At 71.2% G+C, this 16,705-nt stretch carries 16 protein-coding genes and 1 riboswitch; of the genes, 9 read left to right on the top strand and 7 right to left on the bottom strand.

Annotation, left to right across the window (positions count from 1 at the left end):
- Nucleotides 1-301 precede the first annotated feature (301 nt).
- On the top strand, nt 302-1,339 hold the full coding sequence (locus P3T35_RS32235) for a hypothetical protein (protein ID WP_180356338.1): 1,038 nt from the start codon (nt 302-304) through the stop codon (nt 1,337-1,339).
- Nucleotides 1,340-1,370: 31 nt separating this feature from the next.
- Here the strand turns inward: P3T35_RS32235 and P3T35_RS32230 are convergent, their stop codons facing one another.
- Genes P3T35_RS32230 through P3T35_RS32220 form a run of 3 tightly spaced genes read right to left on the bottom strand, consistent with a single transcriptional unit; the run spans nt 1,371 to nt 4,584 of the window.
- Nucleotides 1,371-2,438 carry a low specificity L-threonine aldolase gene (locus tag P3T35_RS32230; protein WP_101379167.1) on the bottom strand — a complete coding sequence of 356 codons (1,068 nt, stop codon included), beginning with the start codon at nt 2,436-2,438 and terminating at the stop codon, nt 1,371-1,373.
- A complete protein-coding gene (locus tag P3T35_RS32225) occupies nt 2,435-3,190 on the bottom strand; it encodes an SDR family NAD(P)-dependent oxidoreductase (RefSeq protein WP_101379168.1) in 756 nt (251 codons plus the stop codon). Before P3T35_RS32225 ends, P3T35_RS32230 begins: the two co-directional genes overlap by 4 nt.
- Nucleotides 3,187-4,584 carry a DUF6421 family protein gene (locus tag P3T35_RS32220; RefSeq protein ID WP_101379169.1) on the bottom strand — a complete coding sequence of 466 codons (1,398 nt, stop codon included), beginning with the start codon at nt 4,582-4,584 and terminating at the stop codon, nt 3,187-3,189. Before P3T35_RS32220 ends, P3T35_RS32225 begins: the two co-directional genes overlap by 4 nt.
- Before the next feature lie 345 nt (nt 4,585-4,929).
- Here P3T35_RS32220 and P3T35_RS32215 point away from each other — a divergent pair, with 345 nt between their 5' ends.
- Both P3T35_RS32215 and P3T35_RS32210 read left to right on the top strand, forming a co-directional pair.
- Nucleotides 4,930-5,460, top strand: coding sequence for a DUF5134 domain-containing protein (locus P3T35_RS32215; RefSeq protein ID WP_101379170.1), 531 nt, complete (start codon nt 4,930-4,932; stop codon nt 5,458-5,460).
- Between the two features lie 151 nt (nt 5,461-5,611).
- On the top strand, nt 5,612-6,574 hold the full coding sequence (locus tag P3T35_RS32210; protein ID WP_101379171.1) for a M56 family metallopeptidase: 963 nt from the start codon (nt 5,612-5,614) through the stop codon (nt 6,572-6,574).
- A 164-nt stretch (nt 6,575-6,738) separates the two neighbouring features.
- On the opposite strand, the gene P3T35_RS32205 is transcribed toward P3T35_RS32210, so the two are convergent.
- Complete coding sequence (locus tag P3T35_RS32205; RefSeq protein WP_280708802.1) at nt 6,739-7,155, bottom strand: MarR family transcriptional regulator; 417 nt, start codon at nt 7,153-7,155, stop codon at nt 6,739-6,741.
- An 88-nt stretch (nt 7,156-7,243) separates the two neighbouring features.
- Between P3T35_RS32205 and P3T35_RS32200 the strand changes: the two genes are divergently transcribed.
- Together P3T35_RS32200 and P3T35_RS32195 are read left to right on the top strand one after the other, a co-directional pair.
- The gene (locus P3T35_RS32200; RefSeq protein WP_101379173.1) at nt 7,244-8,764 is read left to right on the top strand and encodes an MFS transporter; all 1,521 of its coding nucleotides are present in this window, start codon (nt 7,244-7,246) and stop codon (nt 8,762-8,764) included.
- Between the two features lie 204 nt (nt 8,765-8,968).
- Nucleotides 8,969-9,613, top strand: coding sequence for a TetR/AcrR family transcriptional regulator (locus P3T35_RS32195; RefSeq protein WP_180356339.1), 645 nt, complete (start codon nt 8,969-8,971; stop codon nt 9,611-9,613).
- A 13-nt stretch (nt 9,614-9,626) separates the two neighbouring features.
- On the opposite strand, the gene P3T35_RS32190 is transcribed toward P3T35_RS32195, so the two are convergent.
- Nucleotides 9,627-10,493 (bottom strand): helix-turn-helix transcriptional regulator, encoded by an 867-nt coding sequence (locus tag P3T35_RS32190; protein ID WP_101379174.1) that lies wholly within the window; start codon nt 10,491-10,493, stop codon nt 9,627-9,629.
- Nucleotides 10,494-10,721: 228 nt separating this feature from the next.
- Here P3T35_RS32190 and P3T35_RS32185 point away from each other — a divergent pair, with 228 nt between their 5' ends.
- A complete protein-coding gene (locus P3T35_RS32185; protein WP_348533448.1) occupies nt 10,722-11,426 on the top strand; it encodes an ATP-binding protein in 705 nt (234 codons plus the stop codon).
- A 253-nt stretch (nt 11,427-11,679) separates the two neighbouring features.
- Here the strand turns inward: P3T35_RS32185 and P3T35_RS32180 are convergent, their stop codons facing one another.
- The gene (locus tag P3T35_RS32180) at nt 11,680-11,916 is read right to left on the bottom strand and encodes a DUF397 domain-containing protein (protein ID WP_101379175.1); all 237 of its coding nucleotides are present in this window, start codon (nt 11,914-11,916) and stop codon (nt 11,680-11,682) included.
- A 474-nt stretch (nt 11,917-12,390) separates the two neighbouring features.
- Between P3T35_RS32180 and P3T35_RS32175 the strand changes: the two genes are divergently transcribed.
- The 3 genes from P3T35_RS32175 to P3T35_RS32165 all read left to right on the top strand — a co-directional run bounded on the left by P3T35_RS32175 (nt 12,391) and on the right by P3T35_RS32165 (nt 15,567).
- Nucleotides 12,391-13,353, top strand: a complete 963-nt coding sequence (locus tag P3T35_RS32175; protein ID WP_280708800.1) for a hypothetical protein — start codon at nt 12,391-12,393, stop codon at nt 13,351-13,353.
- Between the two features lie 528 nt (nt 13,354-13,881).
- Nucleotides 13,882-14,026, top strand: a riboswitch (cyclic di-AMP (ydaO/yuaA leader).
- A gap of 7 nt (nt 14,027-14,033) precedes the next feature.
- A complete protein-coding gene (locus tag P3T35_RS32170) occupies nt 14,034-15,197 on the top strand; it encodes a transglycosylase family protein (RefSeq protein WP_101379176.1) in 1,164 nt (387 codons plus the stop codon).
- Nucleotides 15,198-15,357: 160 nt separating this feature from the next.
- The gene (locus P3T35_RS32165) at nt 15,358-15,567 is read left to right on the top strand and encodes a hypothetical protein (protein ID WP_101379177.1); all 210 of its coding nucleotides are present in this window, start codon (nt 15,358-15,360) and stop codon (nt 15,565-15,567) included.
- A 94-nt stretch (nt 15,568-15,661) separates the two neighbouring features.
- Here the strand turns inward: P3T35_RS32165 and P3T35_RS32160 are convergent, their stop codons facing one another.
- A complete protein-coding gene (locus P3T35_RS32160; protein ID WP_101379178.1) occupies nt 15,662-16,705 on the bottom strand; it encodes a LacI family DNA-binding transcriptional regulator in 1,044 nt (347 codons plus the stop codon).

The raw sequence follows: 16,705 nt of genomic DNA, 5'->3' as shown, positions 1-16,705 counted from the left end.
CCCCGATCCAGAAGGATCAAGGCCGGGGATGTCAACATATCTGGCGTTGACTTTTGGCACGCTGTTGAGTTCTCAAGGAACGGACGCTTCCTTCGAATTCGCTCTCGCGTTTTCTCCGGGCGCTTCGTTCTTACTTCGTAGAGCTTATCAGATCAGTTTCACTCCGATTTACCGGAGTTTCACTTGCCGATCCGCTCTGCCGCCCCTCTCGCGGCGACTCAGGAACTGTACGGGCACCCAGCCGCCACAAGCAAATCGACCCTCGGGCATTCTGGGCAGCGGTCCGAGGGAGGGTCGATTCGTGAACATGACAGAACGGCTGTCAGAACAGCTGGCCGAAGCAGTCGAGGCGTTCGTCCAGGTCTGCCGGGAGTTCCCGGTGGCGGTCGAGGTGTTTCCGAGCGCGGTCGCCGAGCCGCAGCGCGTGGTCGTCCTCCTCCCCGGCGGCGGGTTGAACGCACGCGCCGGCTTCGCCACCGCCGGCGACCGCAGCCTGGTGGAGTTCCTCGCCGCGGCCGGCTATCTGCCCATCGGCGTCACCCCGCGCGAGGACTCCGCTGACCCGGCCGACGCACGCGAGGCCGCCGACTGGGGCCTGGCCGCTCATCGCACCGATGTCGAGCGGGTGCTCGCCGCCGTCGACGAGTACCTCGGCCTGCCCTATGACCTGCTCGGCCACTCGGCGGGCGCCGCGCTGGCACTCGACCTGGCGGCGCAGCCGGGATGTGCGGCCGGGCGGGTCCTGGTGCTGGACACCACCGGTCCGTACGACCCGGAGACCGAGCCCGACTGGTCCGCTCGGGCGGCCGCGCTCTGCGATGAGTTCCAGCGGCGGCTCGCAGCGGGCGAGTTGCTCCTCGACCCCGGTCTGAAGGCCGCCTTCGCCGCCTCCTCCGCCACCGACGGGAGCCCGGAGGTCCGGGAGCGGCTGACCGTGGCGCTGACCAGGACCAGTGAGCTGCCGGGTCCGGTGAACTGGATCTACCACCGCGGGCACAGCGCCGGCGGCGAGTCGCTGGACCTGGACGTCTGGGCGCGGGCGATGGCGGCGCTGGGCAGTGGGGTGCAGCCGCTGGCGATGCTGCGGGACCTGGCCGCGCTCTGGGCCGGTCGCGAGGAGGTGTACCGGATCGACTGGTCGGCGATCCGCGCCGAGGTGGTCTGGGTCAACGGCGAGCTGGGTCGCGGTGACCATGACCTGGGAGTCCGGCTGATCCGGGCGGGCGGGGCGCGGGTGGACTACCGGGTGGTGCCGGGCTTCGGCCACGGCGACATGGTCTGGGCGCCGCAGGCCCAGGACGCGGTCTGGCCGCTGCTACTGGATCGGTTGATCCAGTAGCAGCGGCCAGCGGTCCGGGTCCTGAGGAGGACTACCGCGCCATCTCCTCCGCGATCGCCGCGGCGAAGGCGTCGATGTCCTCCTCCGTGGTGTCGAAGGCGGTCATCCAGCGCACCTCGCCGGTGTGCTCGTCCCAGAAGTAGAAGCGGTAGCGCTTCTGCAGCCGCTCGCTGACCTCGCGCGGCAGGATCGCGAACACCGCGTTGGCCTGCACCGGGCGGACCACGGTGATGCCGTCGATGCCGCGCACGGCCGTCTCCAGGCGCTTGGCCATGGCGTTGGCGTGGCCGGCGTTGCGCAGCCAGAGGTCGCCGGTGAGCAGCGCCTCGAACTGCACCGAGACGAAGCGCATCTTCGAGGCGAGCTGCATCGACATCTTGCGCAGGTACTTGATGTTGCGGACCCGCTCGGGGTTGAGCACCACCACGGCCTCGCCGAACAGCAGGCCGTTCTTGGTGCCGCCGAAGGACAGCACGTCGACGCCGGCCTCGGCGGTGAACTCGCGGAACGGCAGGCCCAGCGTGGCGGCCGCGTTGGCCAGCCGGGAGCCGTCCATGTGCACCAGCATGCCGCGCTCGTGGGCGTGGTCGCAGATGGCCTTGACCTCGTCCGCGGTGTACAGGGTGCCGAGCTCGGTGCTCTGGGTGATGGAGACGGCGAGCGGCGAGGCGCGGTGCTCGTCGTCCCAGCCGTAGGCCTGCCGGTCGATCAGCTCGGGGGTGAGCTTGCCGTCCGGCGTGGGCACCAGGTGGAGCTTGATGCCGGCCATCTTCTCCGGCGCGCCGCACTCGTCCACGTTGATGTGGGCACTCTCGGCGGCGATCACGGCGCCCCAGCGCGGGAGCAGGGCCTGCAGCGCGACCACGTTGGCGCCGGTGCCGTTGAACACCGGGTAGGCCTCGGCGCGGTCGCCGAAGTGCCGCTTGAAGACGCTCTGCAGGTGCTCGGTGTACTGGTCCTCGCCGTAGGCGATCTGGTGGCCGCCGTTGGCCAGGGCGATGGCGGCCAGGATCTCCGGGTGGACACCGGCGTAGTTGTCACTGGCGAACCCGCGGGCGGCGGGGTCGTGGTGGCGCACTGCGTCGGTGGGGTTGCTCATTGGGCTGTCAGCCACAGGTGCTGTCCGTTCAGTTCTGCTGCGGGGCGGGACCAGAGGTCCGCCAGGTGGTCGGCCAGGTCGGCGGTCTCGGTGAAGCCGGTGAACTTGGCCTCGGGCTTCTCGGCCCGCATCTCGGGAGTGAGCAGGGCCTTGATCACCAGGATGACGGCCGCCGCGGTGGGGGTGCCGTCCGGGTCGGTGGTCTGCTTGGTGAAGGAGTGGGCCATGGCGAGGGTCCAGGCCTCGCTGGCGGCCTTGGCGGCCGTGTAGGCGGCGCCGCCCTGGGTGGGCTTGTGCGCGGCCGCGGCGCCGATCATCGCGTAGCGGCCGTCCGTGCTGCGCAGCAGGGCGGGCTGGAAGGCCAGCGAGGTGTGCTGCAGGGTGCGCAGCACGGTGTTGTGCAGGAAGTCCCAGTCCTCGAGCTTGGTGTCGGTGAAGGTCTTGCTGCCGCGCCAGCCGCCGACCAGGTGGAACAGGCCGTCGACGTGGCCGTGCTCGGCCTCCAGGCGGTCGGCCCAGTCCTTGACCTGCTCCAGGTCGAGCAGGTCGATGACCTGGGCGTGCACCGTGGCGTCGGGGACGGCGGCGCGCACCTGATCGACTGCCGCGTCCAGGCGCTGCTGGTCGATGTCGGCGGCGATCACCACGGCGCCGCCGGCGGCGATCCGGCGCAGCACGGCCTGGCCGGCCGGGCCACTGGCGCCGGCGACCACGATCACCTTGCCGGTCAGGTCAGCGGTGGGGTTGCTCATGCGGCGATCTCCTTAGGACCGTTGCCGGTGATGCCGGTGGTGGCGGCGATGACCCCGCGGAGCTTCTTGGCGAGGGCCTCGTAGAACATGCTGAGCGGGAACTCGTCCGGGTGGACGGCGTCGCAGAGCGCCTTGTTGAGCGTCTTGGCGTCGCTGTCCAGCGGCAGCGCCTCGGGGCCCTTGGCCCAGGTGGAGGCGGGGTGCGGGGTGAGGTACTTGGAGACCAGCTGGTAGGCGGCGATCCAGTGGGCGGTCTTGGGGCGGTCGATGCCGGCCCGGTAGAGCTCCTCGATCTCACCGCAGAGCGCGTTGGTGACCTCGGCGGCGCGGTCCCAGTCGATGCTCAGCTTGTTGTCGCGCCAGCGCAGCGCGTCGTGCTGGTGCAGGTAGGCGAAGAGCAGTTGGCCGCCCATGCCGTCGTAGTTGCGCACCCGCCCGCCGGTGACCGGGAAGCGGAACATCCGGTCGAAGATGATCGCGTACTGCACGTCGCGGCCCTGGGGGTAGCCCTCTGCCTCCAGCCGGACGGCCTCCTTGAAGGCGGTCAGGTCGCAGCGCAGCTCCTCCAGGCCGTACATCCAGAACGGGCTGCGCTGCTTGATCATGAAGGGGTCGAACGGCAGGTCGCCGTGGCTGTGGGTGCGGTCGTGGACCAGGTCCCAGAGCACGAAGGTCTGCTGGGAGCGCTCCTGGTCCAAGATCAGCTCGGCGGCGTCCTCGGGGATCTCCAGACCGAGCAGCCGGACGGCGGACTCGGAGACGGCACGGAACCGGGCGGCCTCGCGGTCGCAGAAGATGCCGCCCCAGGTGAAGCGCTCGGGGGCCTTGCGGACGGCCACGGTCTCCGGGAAGAGCACGGCCGAGTTGGTGTCGTAGCCGGCGGTGAAGTCGGTGAAGGTGATCGGCACGAACATCGGGTTGTCGAAGCGGGTGCGCTCCAGCTCCGCCAGCCAGTCCGGCCAGACCACGCTGAGCAGCACGGCCTCCAGGTTGCGGTCCGGGTTGCCGTTCTGGGTGTACATCGGGAAGACGACCAGGTGCGGCAGGCCGTCGACGCGCTCGGCGGCGGGCTGGAAGGCCAGCAGGGAGTCGAGGAAGTCGGGCTCCCGGTAGCCGGTGTCGGCCCACTTGCGCAGGTCGACCTGGACGGCCTCCAGGTACGCGGCGTCGTGCGGGAAGAGGGGGGTGAGCTCCTGGATCGCGCCGAGGACGGTGTCCAGCAGCGGGTCCACGGTGGAGCGCTGGACGGTGTTCAGGTCGATCGAGCCGTCCTTCGACTGCAGCGGGCGCAGCGTCTCGACGGCGTCCTTGAGGCGCAACCAGGCGGGGTGCTCGGCCAGGGCCGCCGCCGGAAGGTCGGTCGCCGCGGTGGGCTTCGACGAAAGATTCTGCATGGGAGACCTGCTTCGACAGAAGGTATTGAGTCAAGAACACGATAAGGACGAAAGGTTCTCCTGTTCAAGGGGGGGCAGGTGAGAGAAACTGCGGACCCCTCGCCGGCCGGCCGCAAACCCTGCGGTCCGCAGGTGCCGATCACCCCCGTTCGAGCGTCACCGCAGGTCCGGCCGACGGCCAGCCGACGGGCTCAACTGGCCCTCCCCCGGCGGGCGCTGCGTCACCTCCGCGGAGCCCGCACCTCCGTGCGCCCCGCGCGCGCCCTGCTCACGGCCGTCACGCCGCGCGATCGTGGTGACACGCCGCCGGTGGCACGCACCCGGAGGCCCGGAGGGGGGCGAGCGATGCACGGACCGGCCGTCCTGAGCTGGCTGCTGGCGCTGCTCACCACCGCCACCGGCGTGCTGTGCCTGCTGCGGTTGCGCGGCCGCGGTGGGCACGGGGCGTGCTCCTCGGACGCGGCGGAGGCCGCGATGGGCCTGGGCACCGCCGCGATGATCACGCTCGGCGACCGGCTGCCGGCCTCGCTCTGGGTGGCGCTCTTCGGGCTGCTGGGCGCCGCCGCGCTGGCCGCCACGCTCGGCCCCCAGGCCGACGGGCAGCGGGCGCACCAGCTGCACCATGCGGTCGGCGCGGCGGCGATGGTCTACATGGCCTTGGCGATGCGGGCGCCCGAGCGGCATCCGGGCATGGTGATGTCGATGGGGCTGCCGCCGCTGACCGGCCTGCTGCTGCTCTACTTCGGCGGCTACGCGCTCTGGTCCGGCAGCCGGCTGCTGACGGTGGGCGGGGCGGCCACCGGCGGCGGGCCGGCCCCGCAGGCCTGCCGACTCGCCATGGGCATCGGCATGTTCGCCATGCTGCTGGCGCTCTGAGGACACGGGCGGCCACTAGGGCGGCGACGGCAGCTGACGCAACGTGGTGGTGTTGGTCACGGCCGGGGGCCGATGGTTCCGCGCGCCGGGGTGAGCGCCTAGATTGAGCGCAGCGTTCTGTCGCGCCTTCCCTCAGGGGGGACTTGCTGCCATGACGGCCCTGCTCGGCCTGCTGCTGCTCGGATTCGTGCTCGCCACCGGCGGGCCCCTCCTGCTGGCCCGGGCCCGCTGGGTCGACCGTGAACCGGTGCTGGCGCTGCTGGTCTGGCAGTGCCTGGTGGTGGCGGTGCTGCTGTGCTGCGTGCTGAGCCTGCTGCTCTCGGTCGCGACCGCGCTGCCCGCCGTGCGCACCATGGTCTTCACCGGCGCGCCGCCTGGTGTGGAGGCCGCCTACGAGCTGGTCGACACCGAGGGCTGGGGCCGGCTGTGCGCGGCGCTGCTGGCGCTCGGCGGGGTGTGGACGGCGGTCTCGCTGGTCCGGGAGATCCGCGCGGCCCGGGCACTGCGGGAGAGCCGGCATCGTGAACTGGCGCACCGGGCACCGGACCTGCCTGCCGGCATCGGGCTGCCGCCGGCCCGCCGGGAACGGCTGGTGGTGCTGGAGAACGGCCGCCCCGACGCCTGGTCGCTGCCCGGCCCGCAATCCCGGCTGGTGGTCACCACGGGTGCGCTGCGCCGGTTGACCGACCGCGAGTTGGAGGCGGTGCTCAGTCATGAGCGCGGCCATGTGCGGGCCCGGCACCACTGGCTGTCGCAGGGCGCGCAGGCGCTTGCCGCGGGCTTCCCCAGGGTCGCGGTGTTCACCGCGTTCCGCGACCAGGTGGGCGAGTTGGTGGAGTTGGCGGCCGACGACCTGGCGGCCCGCCGGCACGGGCGGCTGACCACGGCGCACGCGATGGTCGAGATCAACGCCGGGCGCGGGGTGTTCGAGGGCTGCTCCGGGGCGCACGGGCCGGGTCAGTTGGCGCAGGCGCCGCGCCGGGTGGACCGGCTGCTGGCGGGTGAGCCGCGGCTTCCGGTGGTCACTCGGCTGCGGCTGACCCTGCTGGCCCTGGCCGCGCCGGCCACCGTGCTGCTGCTCGCGGCCGCGCCGGGGCTGGGTGCCTTGCGTTAGCGAGCCCGGCTTGCGTTGGCGAGCCCGGCTTGCGTTGGCGAGCCCGGCTTGCGTTGGCGATCCCGGCTTGCGTCGGCGAGCCCGGCTTGCGTTGGCGATCCCGGCTTGCGTCGGCGATCCCGTGCGTGAGCGATCCCAGAGCCCCACGGGAACCCCAAGAACCGCTAGCCGCAGCTGGGTTGACGTTCCAACAGAGTCTGCCGCAGCACCGATCGGTGCAGCGGCTTGGCCTCCTGGTAGCGCTGCCGCCCCTCGTCCGAAAGCAGCACGAAGACGCCCCGGCGGTCTTCCGTGCACATGTGGCGCTCGACCAGGCCGCCCTTCTCCAGCCGGCCGATCAGCCGGGAGAGCGCACTCTGGCTCAGATGCACCTTCTCGCCGAGCTCCTGGACCCGCAGCTTCCCGGGGCAGTCGCCGAGCGTCTCGGCCAGCCGCTCCAGCACCTCGAACTCGCTCATGCCGAGCCCGAACCGCTCCCCCAGCTCACGATCCAGGGCGCAGGCAGTGGCCGCGTGGCGAGCCAGCAGCTCGCGCCAGGCGGCGACCAGGTCGGCCGGCTCGGCCGCGTCAATGTCGGACACGACGCCGACCTTATCACATGCACATGAACAATATGCAACGGCATTAAATCTACTTGCATTGATTGCACATGCATGTAGTGTCTTGCCCATGCCGACTCACACCCCACCAACCGACCAGAAGCCGCTGACAACTGACGCACCGTCCGGAACCGACCCCTGGAGCCCGCGCCTCTGGGGCGCCCTGATCGTGCTCTGTGCCGCGCTCTTCCTGGACGCCTTGGACGTCTCCATGGTCGGCGTCGCACTGCCGTCCATCGGCGCCGACCTGAAGCTGTCGACGTCGACCCTGCAGTGGGTGGTCTCCGGCTATGTGCTCGGTTACGGCGGGCTGCTGCTGCTCGGCGGCCGGGCCGCCGACCTGCTGGGCCGGCGCCGGGTGTTCCTGATCGCGCTCGCCGTCTTCGCCGGCGCCTCACTGCTCGGCGGTGTGCTGGACGACGGCGGCCTGCTGATCGGCGCCCGCTTCCTCAAGGGCGCCAGCGCCGCCTTCACCGCCCCGGCCGCGCTCTCCATCATCACCACCACGTTCCCCGAGGGCCCGGCCCGCAACAAGGCACTGTCGATCTTCACCACCTGCGGCGCCAGCGGCTACTCGCTGGGCCTGGTGCTCAGCGGCCTGCTCACCTCGCTGAACTGGCGCTGCACGTTCCTGATGCCGGTCCCGGTGGCCGTGATCGCCCTGGTCTTCGCGCTGCGGGTGCTGCCCAAGCACGCCCATGAGCGCGGCGACGGCGGCTATGACGTGCTCGGCGCGATCACCGGCACCGCGGCACTGCTGCTGCTGGTCTTCACCGTCACCGAGGCGCAGAGCGTGGGCTGGGCGACGGCCCGGACCATCGGTTCGCTGGTCGCCGTCGCGGTGCTGCTGACCGCCTTCCTGGTGATCGAGCAGCGCACCGCGCACCCGCTGGTCCGGCTCGGCATCTTCCGCAACGGCGCCGTGGCCCGGGCCAACTCGACCGCGTTCCTGCTGATGGGGTCGTACGCCGGCTTCCAGTTCATCATCGCCCTCTACCTGCAGCGGACGCTGCACTGGTCGGCGCTGCAGATGGGCTTCGGACTGCTGCCGGCCGGCGCGCTGGTCGCCCTCTCGGCCACCAAGATGGGCGCGATCGTGGACCGCTACGGCACCGGCCGGCTGCTCCCGCTGGGCAGCCTGGCGATGCTGATCGGCTACGCGCTGTTCCTGCGGCTCGGCCCGCACGGCACCTTCCTGGGCCTGGTGCTGCCGACCATGCTGCTGCTCGGCATCGGCTTCGCGCTCTTCTACCCGTCGGTCAACATCGCCGCCACCAACGGCGTGGCCGACGAGGAGCAGGGCCTGGCCTCCGGGCTGGTGAACACCGCGATCCAGGTGGGCAACGCCCTGGTGCTGGCGGTGACCACCGCCGTACTCACCGCCGGCAGCCACGGCGGCACCAGCGCGCATGACCAACTCAACGGCTACCGACCGGCGTTGGTGCTGGTCACGGTGGTGGCGCTGGCCGGTCTGCTGATCACCGCGGTCGGTGCGCTGCTGGACCGCCGACGGGCCGAGGTGCACCATCCGGTGCCGGACTACGATTACCGGCGGGCCGACTCCGGGGCGGCCCTCAAGGAGCGGGTCTGACGGACCGGCAGTTCCCGAGGTCGACACCCACCGAACCGGCGCCACCGCGCCGTTCGGTGGGTGTCGGTCTCACCAGTCCCCCGTTCTGGTGAGACCGACACCGGCCCCGTACGGACCCGCACCAGCCATCGCCTCGGGTGCAGGTCGGCCACTCTCGGTCAGCGTAAATTGACCCAGAGCCAACCAACGTACGGAGCTGACACGATGGCACCTCGCGGGGAATCGGTCAACGAGGAGATGCGACTGCGCTCCCGGCGCCGGCTGATGCGCGCCACGGTGGAACTGGTGGACCAGCGCGGATACGCCGCCACCACACTCGCCGACATCGCCGAACGCGCCGGGCTCGCCCGCGGACTGGTCTCCTACTACTTCGACGGCAAACGACTGCTGATGCAGTCCGCCACCCACCGGCTGATGCACCTGGAGCTGGCCGCCGCGCTCGCCGAACTGCCGCCGGACGCCTCGCCACCGCAGCGGCTGGCCGCGGCGATCGACCAGATCCTGCACACCGCACTGGACCACCCCCGGGTGATGCGCTCGCACCTGGCGCTGATCCTCGACCCGGACATCGGCGGCTTCGTCCAGGACCCGGAGCAGCAGCAGCTCGGCGCGATCCTGCGGGAGGTGCTGGCGGGCTGGGGCGCACCCGATCCGGCCGCCGAACACGCGGTGCTGCGCAGCGCGTTGATGGGCGGCTGCATCGGCGTGCTGCTGCCCGGCGCGCAGACCCCGCTGCCGCCGATCCGGGCCGACCTGTTCGCCCGCTACGGCCTGCCCTGGGAGTTGGGGCAGCCGCCGGAGGGCGGCAGTCCCGGTCGGCCGGACTGGGCACACCTGGCCTCCGGCTGACCGGGTCGCCGGGTCAGCTCTCGGCCAGGATCGAGGTCAGCAGGTCGGTGGTCTTCTCCGGGGTGAGGCTGTCCACGCAGAGCCGTTCCATCACCTGCACGTAGGCGTCCACGTCGTCCCGCTTGTCCAGGTAGAGCGCGCTGGTCAGCTGCTCCAGGTAGACCACGTCGGCGAGGTCCTGCTCGGGGAAGCGCAGGATGCTGAAGGCGCCGCTCTCCCCGGCGTGCGCCCCGAACCGGAACGGCATCACCTGGATCACCACATTGGGCCGCTCGGCGATGTCGATCAGGTACTGGAGCTGGCCGCGCATCACCTTCGGTCCGCCGACCGGCCGGCGCAGCGCCGCCTCGTCGATCACCGCCCACAGCCGCGGGCCCTGGCCCTCCGCCAGCAGCTTCTGGCGGCGCAGCCGCAGGCCGACCAGGCGCTCGACCTCCTCCTCGCTGAGCGCCGGGCTGCTCTGGGTGAAGACGGCGCGGGCGTAGGTCTCGGACTGCAGCAGGCCGGGGATGAACTGCACCTCGTAGGTGCGGATCAGCGAGGCGGCCTCCTCCAGGCCCACATAGGTCTGGAACCAGCCCGGCAGCACATCGCTGAAACTGTGCCACCAGCCGGACTTGTTGGCCTCGCGGACCAGGCCGAGCAGCGACTCGCGCTCCTCGCCGTCGGTCACGCCGTAGAGGGTCAGCAGGTCCGCGACGTCGCGCTCCTTGAAGCTGACCCGCCCGAGTTCCATCCGGCTGATCTTCGACTCGGAGGCGCGGATGGCATAGCCGGCGTCCTCGCGGGTGACGCCGCGGGCCTCCCGCAGCCTGCGCAGCTGGGAGCCCAGGAGGATCCGGCGCACCATCGAACCGCCGCCGGGCTGCACTGTGGTCATGCCGTTGGAACCTCCGACTCAGGAAATCAGCGCACAGTCTGCCATCATCCGGCCGCTCACAGTGCCTGTACCAGTACAAGGATCTACCAATTTTGCATCAGCACGTCCATCGGCACATCCATCGGCACGTACGGATGCACGTGCATCCGGCGTCTGCATATGCCAATAGTGCGACTGCACGTGAATCGACTCTTGCATCCGCCGTGAGCACAGAGCACGATGGTGCACGTGCAGTTGCACGCCCCCTGTGACAGTCCCGCGGGCTTCGTCGTCGACCCCATGCATCCGGTCGAGGCGGTGGCGAAGCGGCCGAGCGAGTCGGAGGTGACCGGCATGACCCCGCCGGGTCCAGCCGTGTCCGCCCCCTTATGGGAGGAGCTCTTCATGGGCACCGGTACGGCGCTTGCCATCGACCCTGACGTGGTCACCTGCACGCTCCCCCCTCGTTATGACGCGGTGAAGACCGCCCGCGACTTCACCAGAACCTCCCTGCAGCGCTGGGGCCTTGGCGACATGTTCGACGATGTCGCCCTGGTCGCCTCGGAGTTGGTCACCAACGCGCTGCGGCACGCGATCGGCCAGCCGACCGCTGCGGACCTGCCGGGGCAGCAGCCGTTCCCGATCCAGCCGGGCCCGGTCGACGGCCGGCTGCCGATCCGGATCAGCCTGGTCCACCGGGGGGACCAACTGGTCTGTGCCGTCAGCGATCCGAGCTGCCAGGGGCCGGTCACCCGGGAGGCCGACTTCGTGGCCGAGTCAGGCCGGGGGCTGCACCTGGTCGACTCGTTCAGCTGCTCCTGGGGCTGGCACCCGCTGGCCTCCGGGACCGGCAAGGTGGTCTGGGCCGTCTTCCAGGCCGAGGGGGCACCGACTTCCCTGCCCTCCATGGCGGTTGACGCTGCGTCGATCGGACGTCACCGCCGCTCAGCCTGACGGGCCTCATCCGCCCGACCGAACGCCGCGCCGTCGCGCGGCGTTTCGCGTTCCCGGGCCCAACCCGCGGGCCCAGCCTGCGATTGCCAGAGCGAGTAGCCGAACCGCGCGGCCGAACTGCGCAGCCGACCCGGGGGCCCAACCGACAAGGGGCGCCGAGGACATGCGAAACGCCGCCGCAGACTCCCCTGTGCCGCGGCGGCGCCCAGTCCGATCGCTTGGCCCGGCAAGCGGCCTGACGGTGGCTCAGGGATCAGGCGACCAGGTGGTCGAACTCCCCGTCCTTGACGCCCAGCAGCAGCGCCTCGATCTCGTCCCGGGTGTAGATGAGGGCCGGGCCGTCCGGGAAGCGCGAGTTGCGCATGGCGACGGCGCCACCATCGAGGGCCGCCAGCTCCACGCAGTTGCCCTTGGAGTTGCTGTGGCGACTCTTCTGCCAGACCACGCCTTCGAGGTCTGCCGCGGGCATGCCGTTGTACGTGTGGTGCATCGAATTCTCCCAAGAGCTGGAGTGCTCATAGCGCTCGGCGCCCGACCGCTCCGGCCGCCGGCCGCCTCCGGCTCGTACGGGCAGGGCGAATGCCTTACTTGTCGTGATGATAACGCTAATGCACGTGCATCGGCATGCGATTTTGCGCGTGCACCGTCAGGAACTTGATGTGACAAACCCTCGCCAAACCGACACAATCCGCCAGACAGAACTGGACATTTGAGGGTGATTCAGCTCTTCGATCGTCACCCCGTGTCAGGGGACGTCCACGACTCTCTGACCGGTTCAGCCATTGACAGGCCCATTCCACGGTCGAGTTCGCATCCGAACCCTCACACTCCGTCACATCAATGGAACGAGAGGCCGGTTTTCCGGACGCCGGGCCTTGCCATCGGCGGAGCGGAGCCGGGCGGCGGGCAATCGACCGGCAGCCCGATGCGGACTGATCACGCGTATGTCCTACGATTCTGCGCCATGAGCACTGCAGCCATCCCGGGCGCACAACTGCCCGTCCGCACGCCAGGCTCCCGAGCACGGGGGCGCCACCGCCGTCCCGAGCGCCCCGAGGTCCCGGTCGGCGCGGCGCCGCTGGTCCTCGCGGTGCCGGCCGAGGCGACGCCCGAGGCGGTGGCGGTGGTGGACGAGCTGATCTCGGTGATCCGCGGCGAACAGCCCGGCATCGAAATGCTGGCCGGCTGGCTGCCGACCACGGCCGCCGAGCCGGCGGCCCAGGAGGAGCGGGACGAGCAGGACGCTCCCCAAACGCAGCCGGGCCACACCGCCCCCACCGTCGCCGACCTGGTGGCCCGGGCCGCCGAGCTGGGCCTGCCCGCCCCGGTGCTGGTGCCGCTCGCCACCGGACCCCATGACTTCCTGGCCGGGCTGCACCAGCTCGCCGCCGAGACCGGGGCGCAGGTGACCGAGCCGCTCGGCCCGCACCCGCTGCTGGCCGAGGCGGTGCACGTGCGGCTCTCCGAGGCCGGTCTGGCCCGCGCCGACCGTGCCCGCCTGTTCGCCATCGCCACGGCCGCCGACGGCGTGGTGCTGACCACGGTGGGCGGCGAGGAGGCCGCCGCGGCGGCCGGCGTCACCGGCGTGCTGCTCGCGGCCCGGCTGGCGGTGCCGGTGGTGGCCGCCGCCCTGGACGTGCCCGGCTCGGTGGCCGGCGCCGTCGAGCACCTGCGGGCCACCGGCTCGCAGCGGCCCGCCCTGGCCCCGCTGGTGATCGGCCCGGAGGTGAGCGGCGAGGCGCTGCTGGCCGCCGCCGAGGAGACCGGCTGCCCGAGCGCCGCGCCGATCGGCGCCTACCCGACGGTCGGTCAGCTGATCGCCTCGGTGTACCTGGCCGCGCTGCCCGAGCCCGCCGAGCCCGAGCCGGTCGCGGAGGGCCCGCGGCTCCCCGCACAGGCCGCTGGAGAGGCTTCCGAGGAGGCCTGAGCCCCCGCAGTCCGGCCGGCCCCGTTCGCGTCCCCTGGGACGCGGGCGGGGCCTTTCACATGCACGGACACCCACCGACGCCCACCGGCCTCCGCTGGTCTCCGCTGGCAGGGGCTCAGTTCGGGGCCATGCCTTCACAGGGTTCGTCAATCTGCCCACATCTGTCCGTTTTGACCCTTCTAGCACCCCGTCAGGCCACCGGTCTCGAATTGGTAACGAGTACCTGTCAGAGCACCTTCAAGTCCCTTGGAAGTTGCCGGGAAAGCCTCCCGCGAGGGCCTCGGATTTTGAATGGCCCATCAGCCTGAAAGGGCGGCAACTTCGCTGGCGAACAACCCAGTTGCCGGTCCGCGACCCAACGCCCCATCAGCTACCGCCACATGGCGATCTTGAAGGTCGAGTGAACACTGTGTGATGTCACTCACAGCTGTTTGCGATTCCTTCTTATGTCTGTCTAACGTGCTCCCCGTTCGTGGTCACACGGACCCAGCAGACCGGACGCCGAGTCCTGCCACCGACCCTGCTGGCGGCGCGAAAACGCAACCACGGCAGGAGCGGGGGACCCAGGTAAGCCGCCCCGGGAGACCGGGGCTTGGGGTGAAGCCGTGCACGCACGGCCGGGCAACTCCAGCCCGAATCCGACAGCTCACCTCGTAGGCGTAGGAGAGGAACGCGTCTTCATGCTGCCCACGACTGGCACGAACCGTCCGTCCCGCAACGCCAAGCGCGCGATTGCCGCCACCGGCCTGCTCGGCCTGGGCCTGGCCCTGCCGTGCATCACCGCCACCACCGCCTCCGCCGCGCCGGTCTCGGTCTGGGACAAGGTCGCTGCCTGCGAGAGCACCAACAACTGGAGCATCAACACCGGCAACGGCTTCTACGGCGGCCTGCAGTTCACCTCCTCCACCTGGGCGGCCTACGGCGGCACCCAGTACGCCCCGCAGGCCAACCTGGCCACCAAGGACCAGCAGATCGCCGTCGCCGAGAAGGTGCTCGCCGACCAGGGCCCCGGCGCCTGGCCGGTCTGCTCCATCCAGGCGGGCCTGACCGCCGGCGGCGCCCCGGCGCAGGTCGACACCAGCGCGGGCAGCACCAGCAGCACCCCGGCCCCGGCCGCCCCGGCCGCCCCGGCCGCCCCCGCGCAGCAGCAGGCTCCGGCGCCGCAGGCCGCCCCGGCGCAGCACGCCGACCACCAGACCTACACCGTGGTGCCCGGCGACTGGCTGTCCACCATCGCCCAGAAGCACAACGTGGACGGCGGCTGGCAGAAGCTCTACGACCTCAACAAGTCGGTGCTGACCCAGGGCCCGAACTGGATCTACCCGGGCGAGAAGCTCGAGCTGGGCACGGTCGCCGTGGCCACCCCCGCGGCGCCCGCCAAGAACGCTGACGACTCCTCGGACGCCGCCACCCCGGCCCCGGCTTCGGTCCCGGCCCGCACCACCAGCCTGCAGAGCAGTTCCACCAGCGCCCAGAGCGCCACCGGTGCCTTCGCCGCCGCGATCAGCTTCGCGGAGTCCAAGGTCGGCCAGGCCTACGTCTGGGGCGGCAGCAGCAACGGCGGTTGGGACTGCTCCGGCCTGACCCAGGCCGCGATGGCCCAGGCCGGCGTCTCCATCCCGCGCATCGCCGCCGACCAGGCCGCCGCCTCCACCCGGGTGTCGCTGGACAGCCTGCAGCCGGGCGACCTGCTCTTCTGGTCCAGCAACGGCACCGCCTCCGGTGTCTACCACGTGGGCCTGTACGTGGGCGGCGGCAAGTTCGTGGAGGCCGCCAACCCGAGCGCCGGCGTGAAGTTCGAGACCATCTCGAACTACACCCCGGACTTCGCCGGCCGGGTCTGACCCGCCGCACCAGCGGCAGGCGCTGAGCCGCCGCGCACCGAAAGCAGCCGAGGGCCGCCTCCCGCACGTGGGGCGGCCCTCGGCCGTTCCCCGGTCGGGCCCTGGCCGGGTACGGCGCCACAGGGCATGCTGAGGGCTCCGGCAGACCCGAGGAGAACCCGTGCCCAAGCCCAAGGTGACCGTCAGCCTGGACGCCGATCTGGCCATCGACGTGATGATGCTCAGCGGCGCCGGCAACCCGCAGGACGCGGTCGAACTGATCGTCCGTGACTACCTGGCGCGCTCCCGGCGCACCGAGGCCCGCACCGGCGAGGCCGACGATGCCGGCCGGTTCACCCACGAGCGGCGCAGCGACGCCGAGAGCGGCTGACCGGCCGACCAGCTGACCGGCCGCCCGCGAAACGCGAAGTGCCGCCGACCCCGAAGGGCCGGCGGCACCCGCTGAGCGGCGCTGAGATGGACTCTTATCGCGGCCGGGCTCCGGTGGAGCCGCGCATGACCAGCTCCGGCTGGAACATGAACTCGGTCCGCTGGGTGGACTGGCCGCCGACCTCCTCGAGGAGCGCGTCCACCGCGGCGGTGGCCATCGCCTCCACCGGCTGGCGGATGGTGGTGAGCGGCGGCTCGGTGAAGGCGATCAGCGGCGAATCGTCGAATCCCACCACCGAGACGTCCCCCGGCACGCTCAGCCCGCGCTGGCGCACCGCCCGGATCGCGCCCAGCGCCATCATGTCGCTGCCGCAGACGATCGCGGTGCAGCCCTGGTCGAGCAGCGCGCCGGCGGCCGCGTGCCCGCCCTCCACGCTGAACAGGGTGGAGTGCACCAGCTGCTCGGCCTCCTCGGCGGCGACCCCGAGCACCGACCGCATCGCGGCGGTGAAGCCCTCGATCTTGCGCTGCACCGGCACGAAGCGGCGCTGCCCGACCGCCAGGCCGATCCGCTCGTGTCCGAGCTCGGCCAGGTGCTGCACCGCCATCCACATCGCGGCCCGGTCGTCCGGCGAGATGAACGGCGCGGCGATCTTCTCGCTGTAGCCGTTGATCAGCACGAACGGCACCTGGCGGCCCGTCAGTTTGGCGTACCGGTCGTGGTCGGCGGTGGTGTCGGCATGCAGCCCGGAGACGAAGACGATGCCCGCGACCTGGCGGTCCACCAGCATCTCGACCAGTTCGTCCTCGGTGGAGCCGCCGGGGGTCTGGGTGCAGAGCACCGGGGTGTAGCCGTGCCGGCTGAGCACCTGCTCGATCACCTGGGCCAGTGCCGGGAAGATCGGGTTGCTCAGCTCCGGGGTGATCAGCCCGATCAGCCCGGCGCTGCGCTGGCGCAGCCGGGTCGGCCGCTCGTAGCCGAGCACGTCGAGAGCCGCCAGCACGGTCTGGCGGGTGGTCGCGGAGACGCCCGCCTTGCCGTTGAGGACGCGGCTGACGGTGGCCTCACTGACCCCAGCCTGCGCCGCGATGTCCGAGAGTCGCGCCGTAGTCACGAGCCCAGAGCCTATTGCAACCAT

The sequence above is a fragment of the Kitasatospora sp. GP30 genome (assembly GCF_029892145.1).
In the GTDB taxonomy this organism is placed as follows: Bacteria; Actinomycetota; Actinomycetes; order Streptomycetales; family Streptomycetaceae; genus Kitasatospora; species Kitasatospora acidiphila.
The sequence above is the reverse complement of the archived record's forward strand: the minus strand, read 5'-3'. Positions and strand labels throughout refer to the sequence as shown.

Excerpts from the sequence above, each read along its gene's own strand:
- P3T35_RS32230 (WP_101379167.1), bottom strand. The coding sequence starts at position 2,438 with ATGAGCAACCCCACCGACGCAGTGCGCCACCACGACCCCGCCGCCCGC.
- P3T35_RS32225 (WP_101379168.1), bottom strand. The coding sequence starts at position 3,190 with ATGAGCAACCCCACCGCTGACCTGACCGGCAAGGTGATCGTGGTCGCC.
- P3T35_RS32220 (WP_101379169.1), bottom strand. The coding sequence starts at position 4,584 with ATGCAGAATCTTTCGTCGAAGCCCACCGCGGCGACCGACCTTCCGGCG.
- P3T35_RS32215 (WP_101379170.1), top strand. The coding sequence starts at position 4,930 with ATGCACGGACCGGCCGTCCTGAGCTGGCTGCTGGCGCTGCTCACCACC.
- P3T35_RS32210 (WP_101379171.1), top strand. The coding sequence starts at position 5,612 with ATGACGGCCCTGCTCGGCCTGCTGCTGCTCGGATTCGTGCTCGCCACC.
- P3T35_RS32200 (WP_101379173.1), top strand. The coding sequence starts at position 7,244 with ATGCCGACTCACACCCCACCAACCGACCAGAAGCCGCTGACAACTGAC.
- P3T35_RS32195 (WP_180356339.1), top strand. The coding sequence starts at position 8,969 with ATGGCACCTCGCGGGGAATCGGTCAACGAGGAGATGCGACTGCGCTCC.
- P3T35_RS32190 (WP_101379174.1), bottom strand. The coding sequence starts at position 10,493 with ATGACCACAGTGCAGCCCGGCGGCGGTTCGATGGTGCGCCGGATCCTC.
- P3T35_RS32180 (WP_101379175.1), bottom strand. The coding sequence starts at position 11,916 with ATGCACCACACGTACAACGGCATGCCCGCGGCAGACCTCGAAGGCGTG.
- P3T35_RS32175 (WP_280708800.1), top strand. The coding sequence starts at position 12,391 with ATGAGCACTGCAGCCATCCCGGGCGCACAACTGCCCGTCCGCACGCCA.
- P3T35_RS32170 (WP_101379176.1), top strand. The coding sequence starts at position 14,034 with ATGCTGCCCACGACTGGCACGAACCGTCCGTCCCGCAACGCCAAGCGC.
- P3T35_RS32160 (WP_101379178.1), bottom strand. The coding sequence starts at position 16,705 with ATGGTTGCAATAGGCTCTGGGCTCGTGACTACGGCGCGACTCTCGGAC.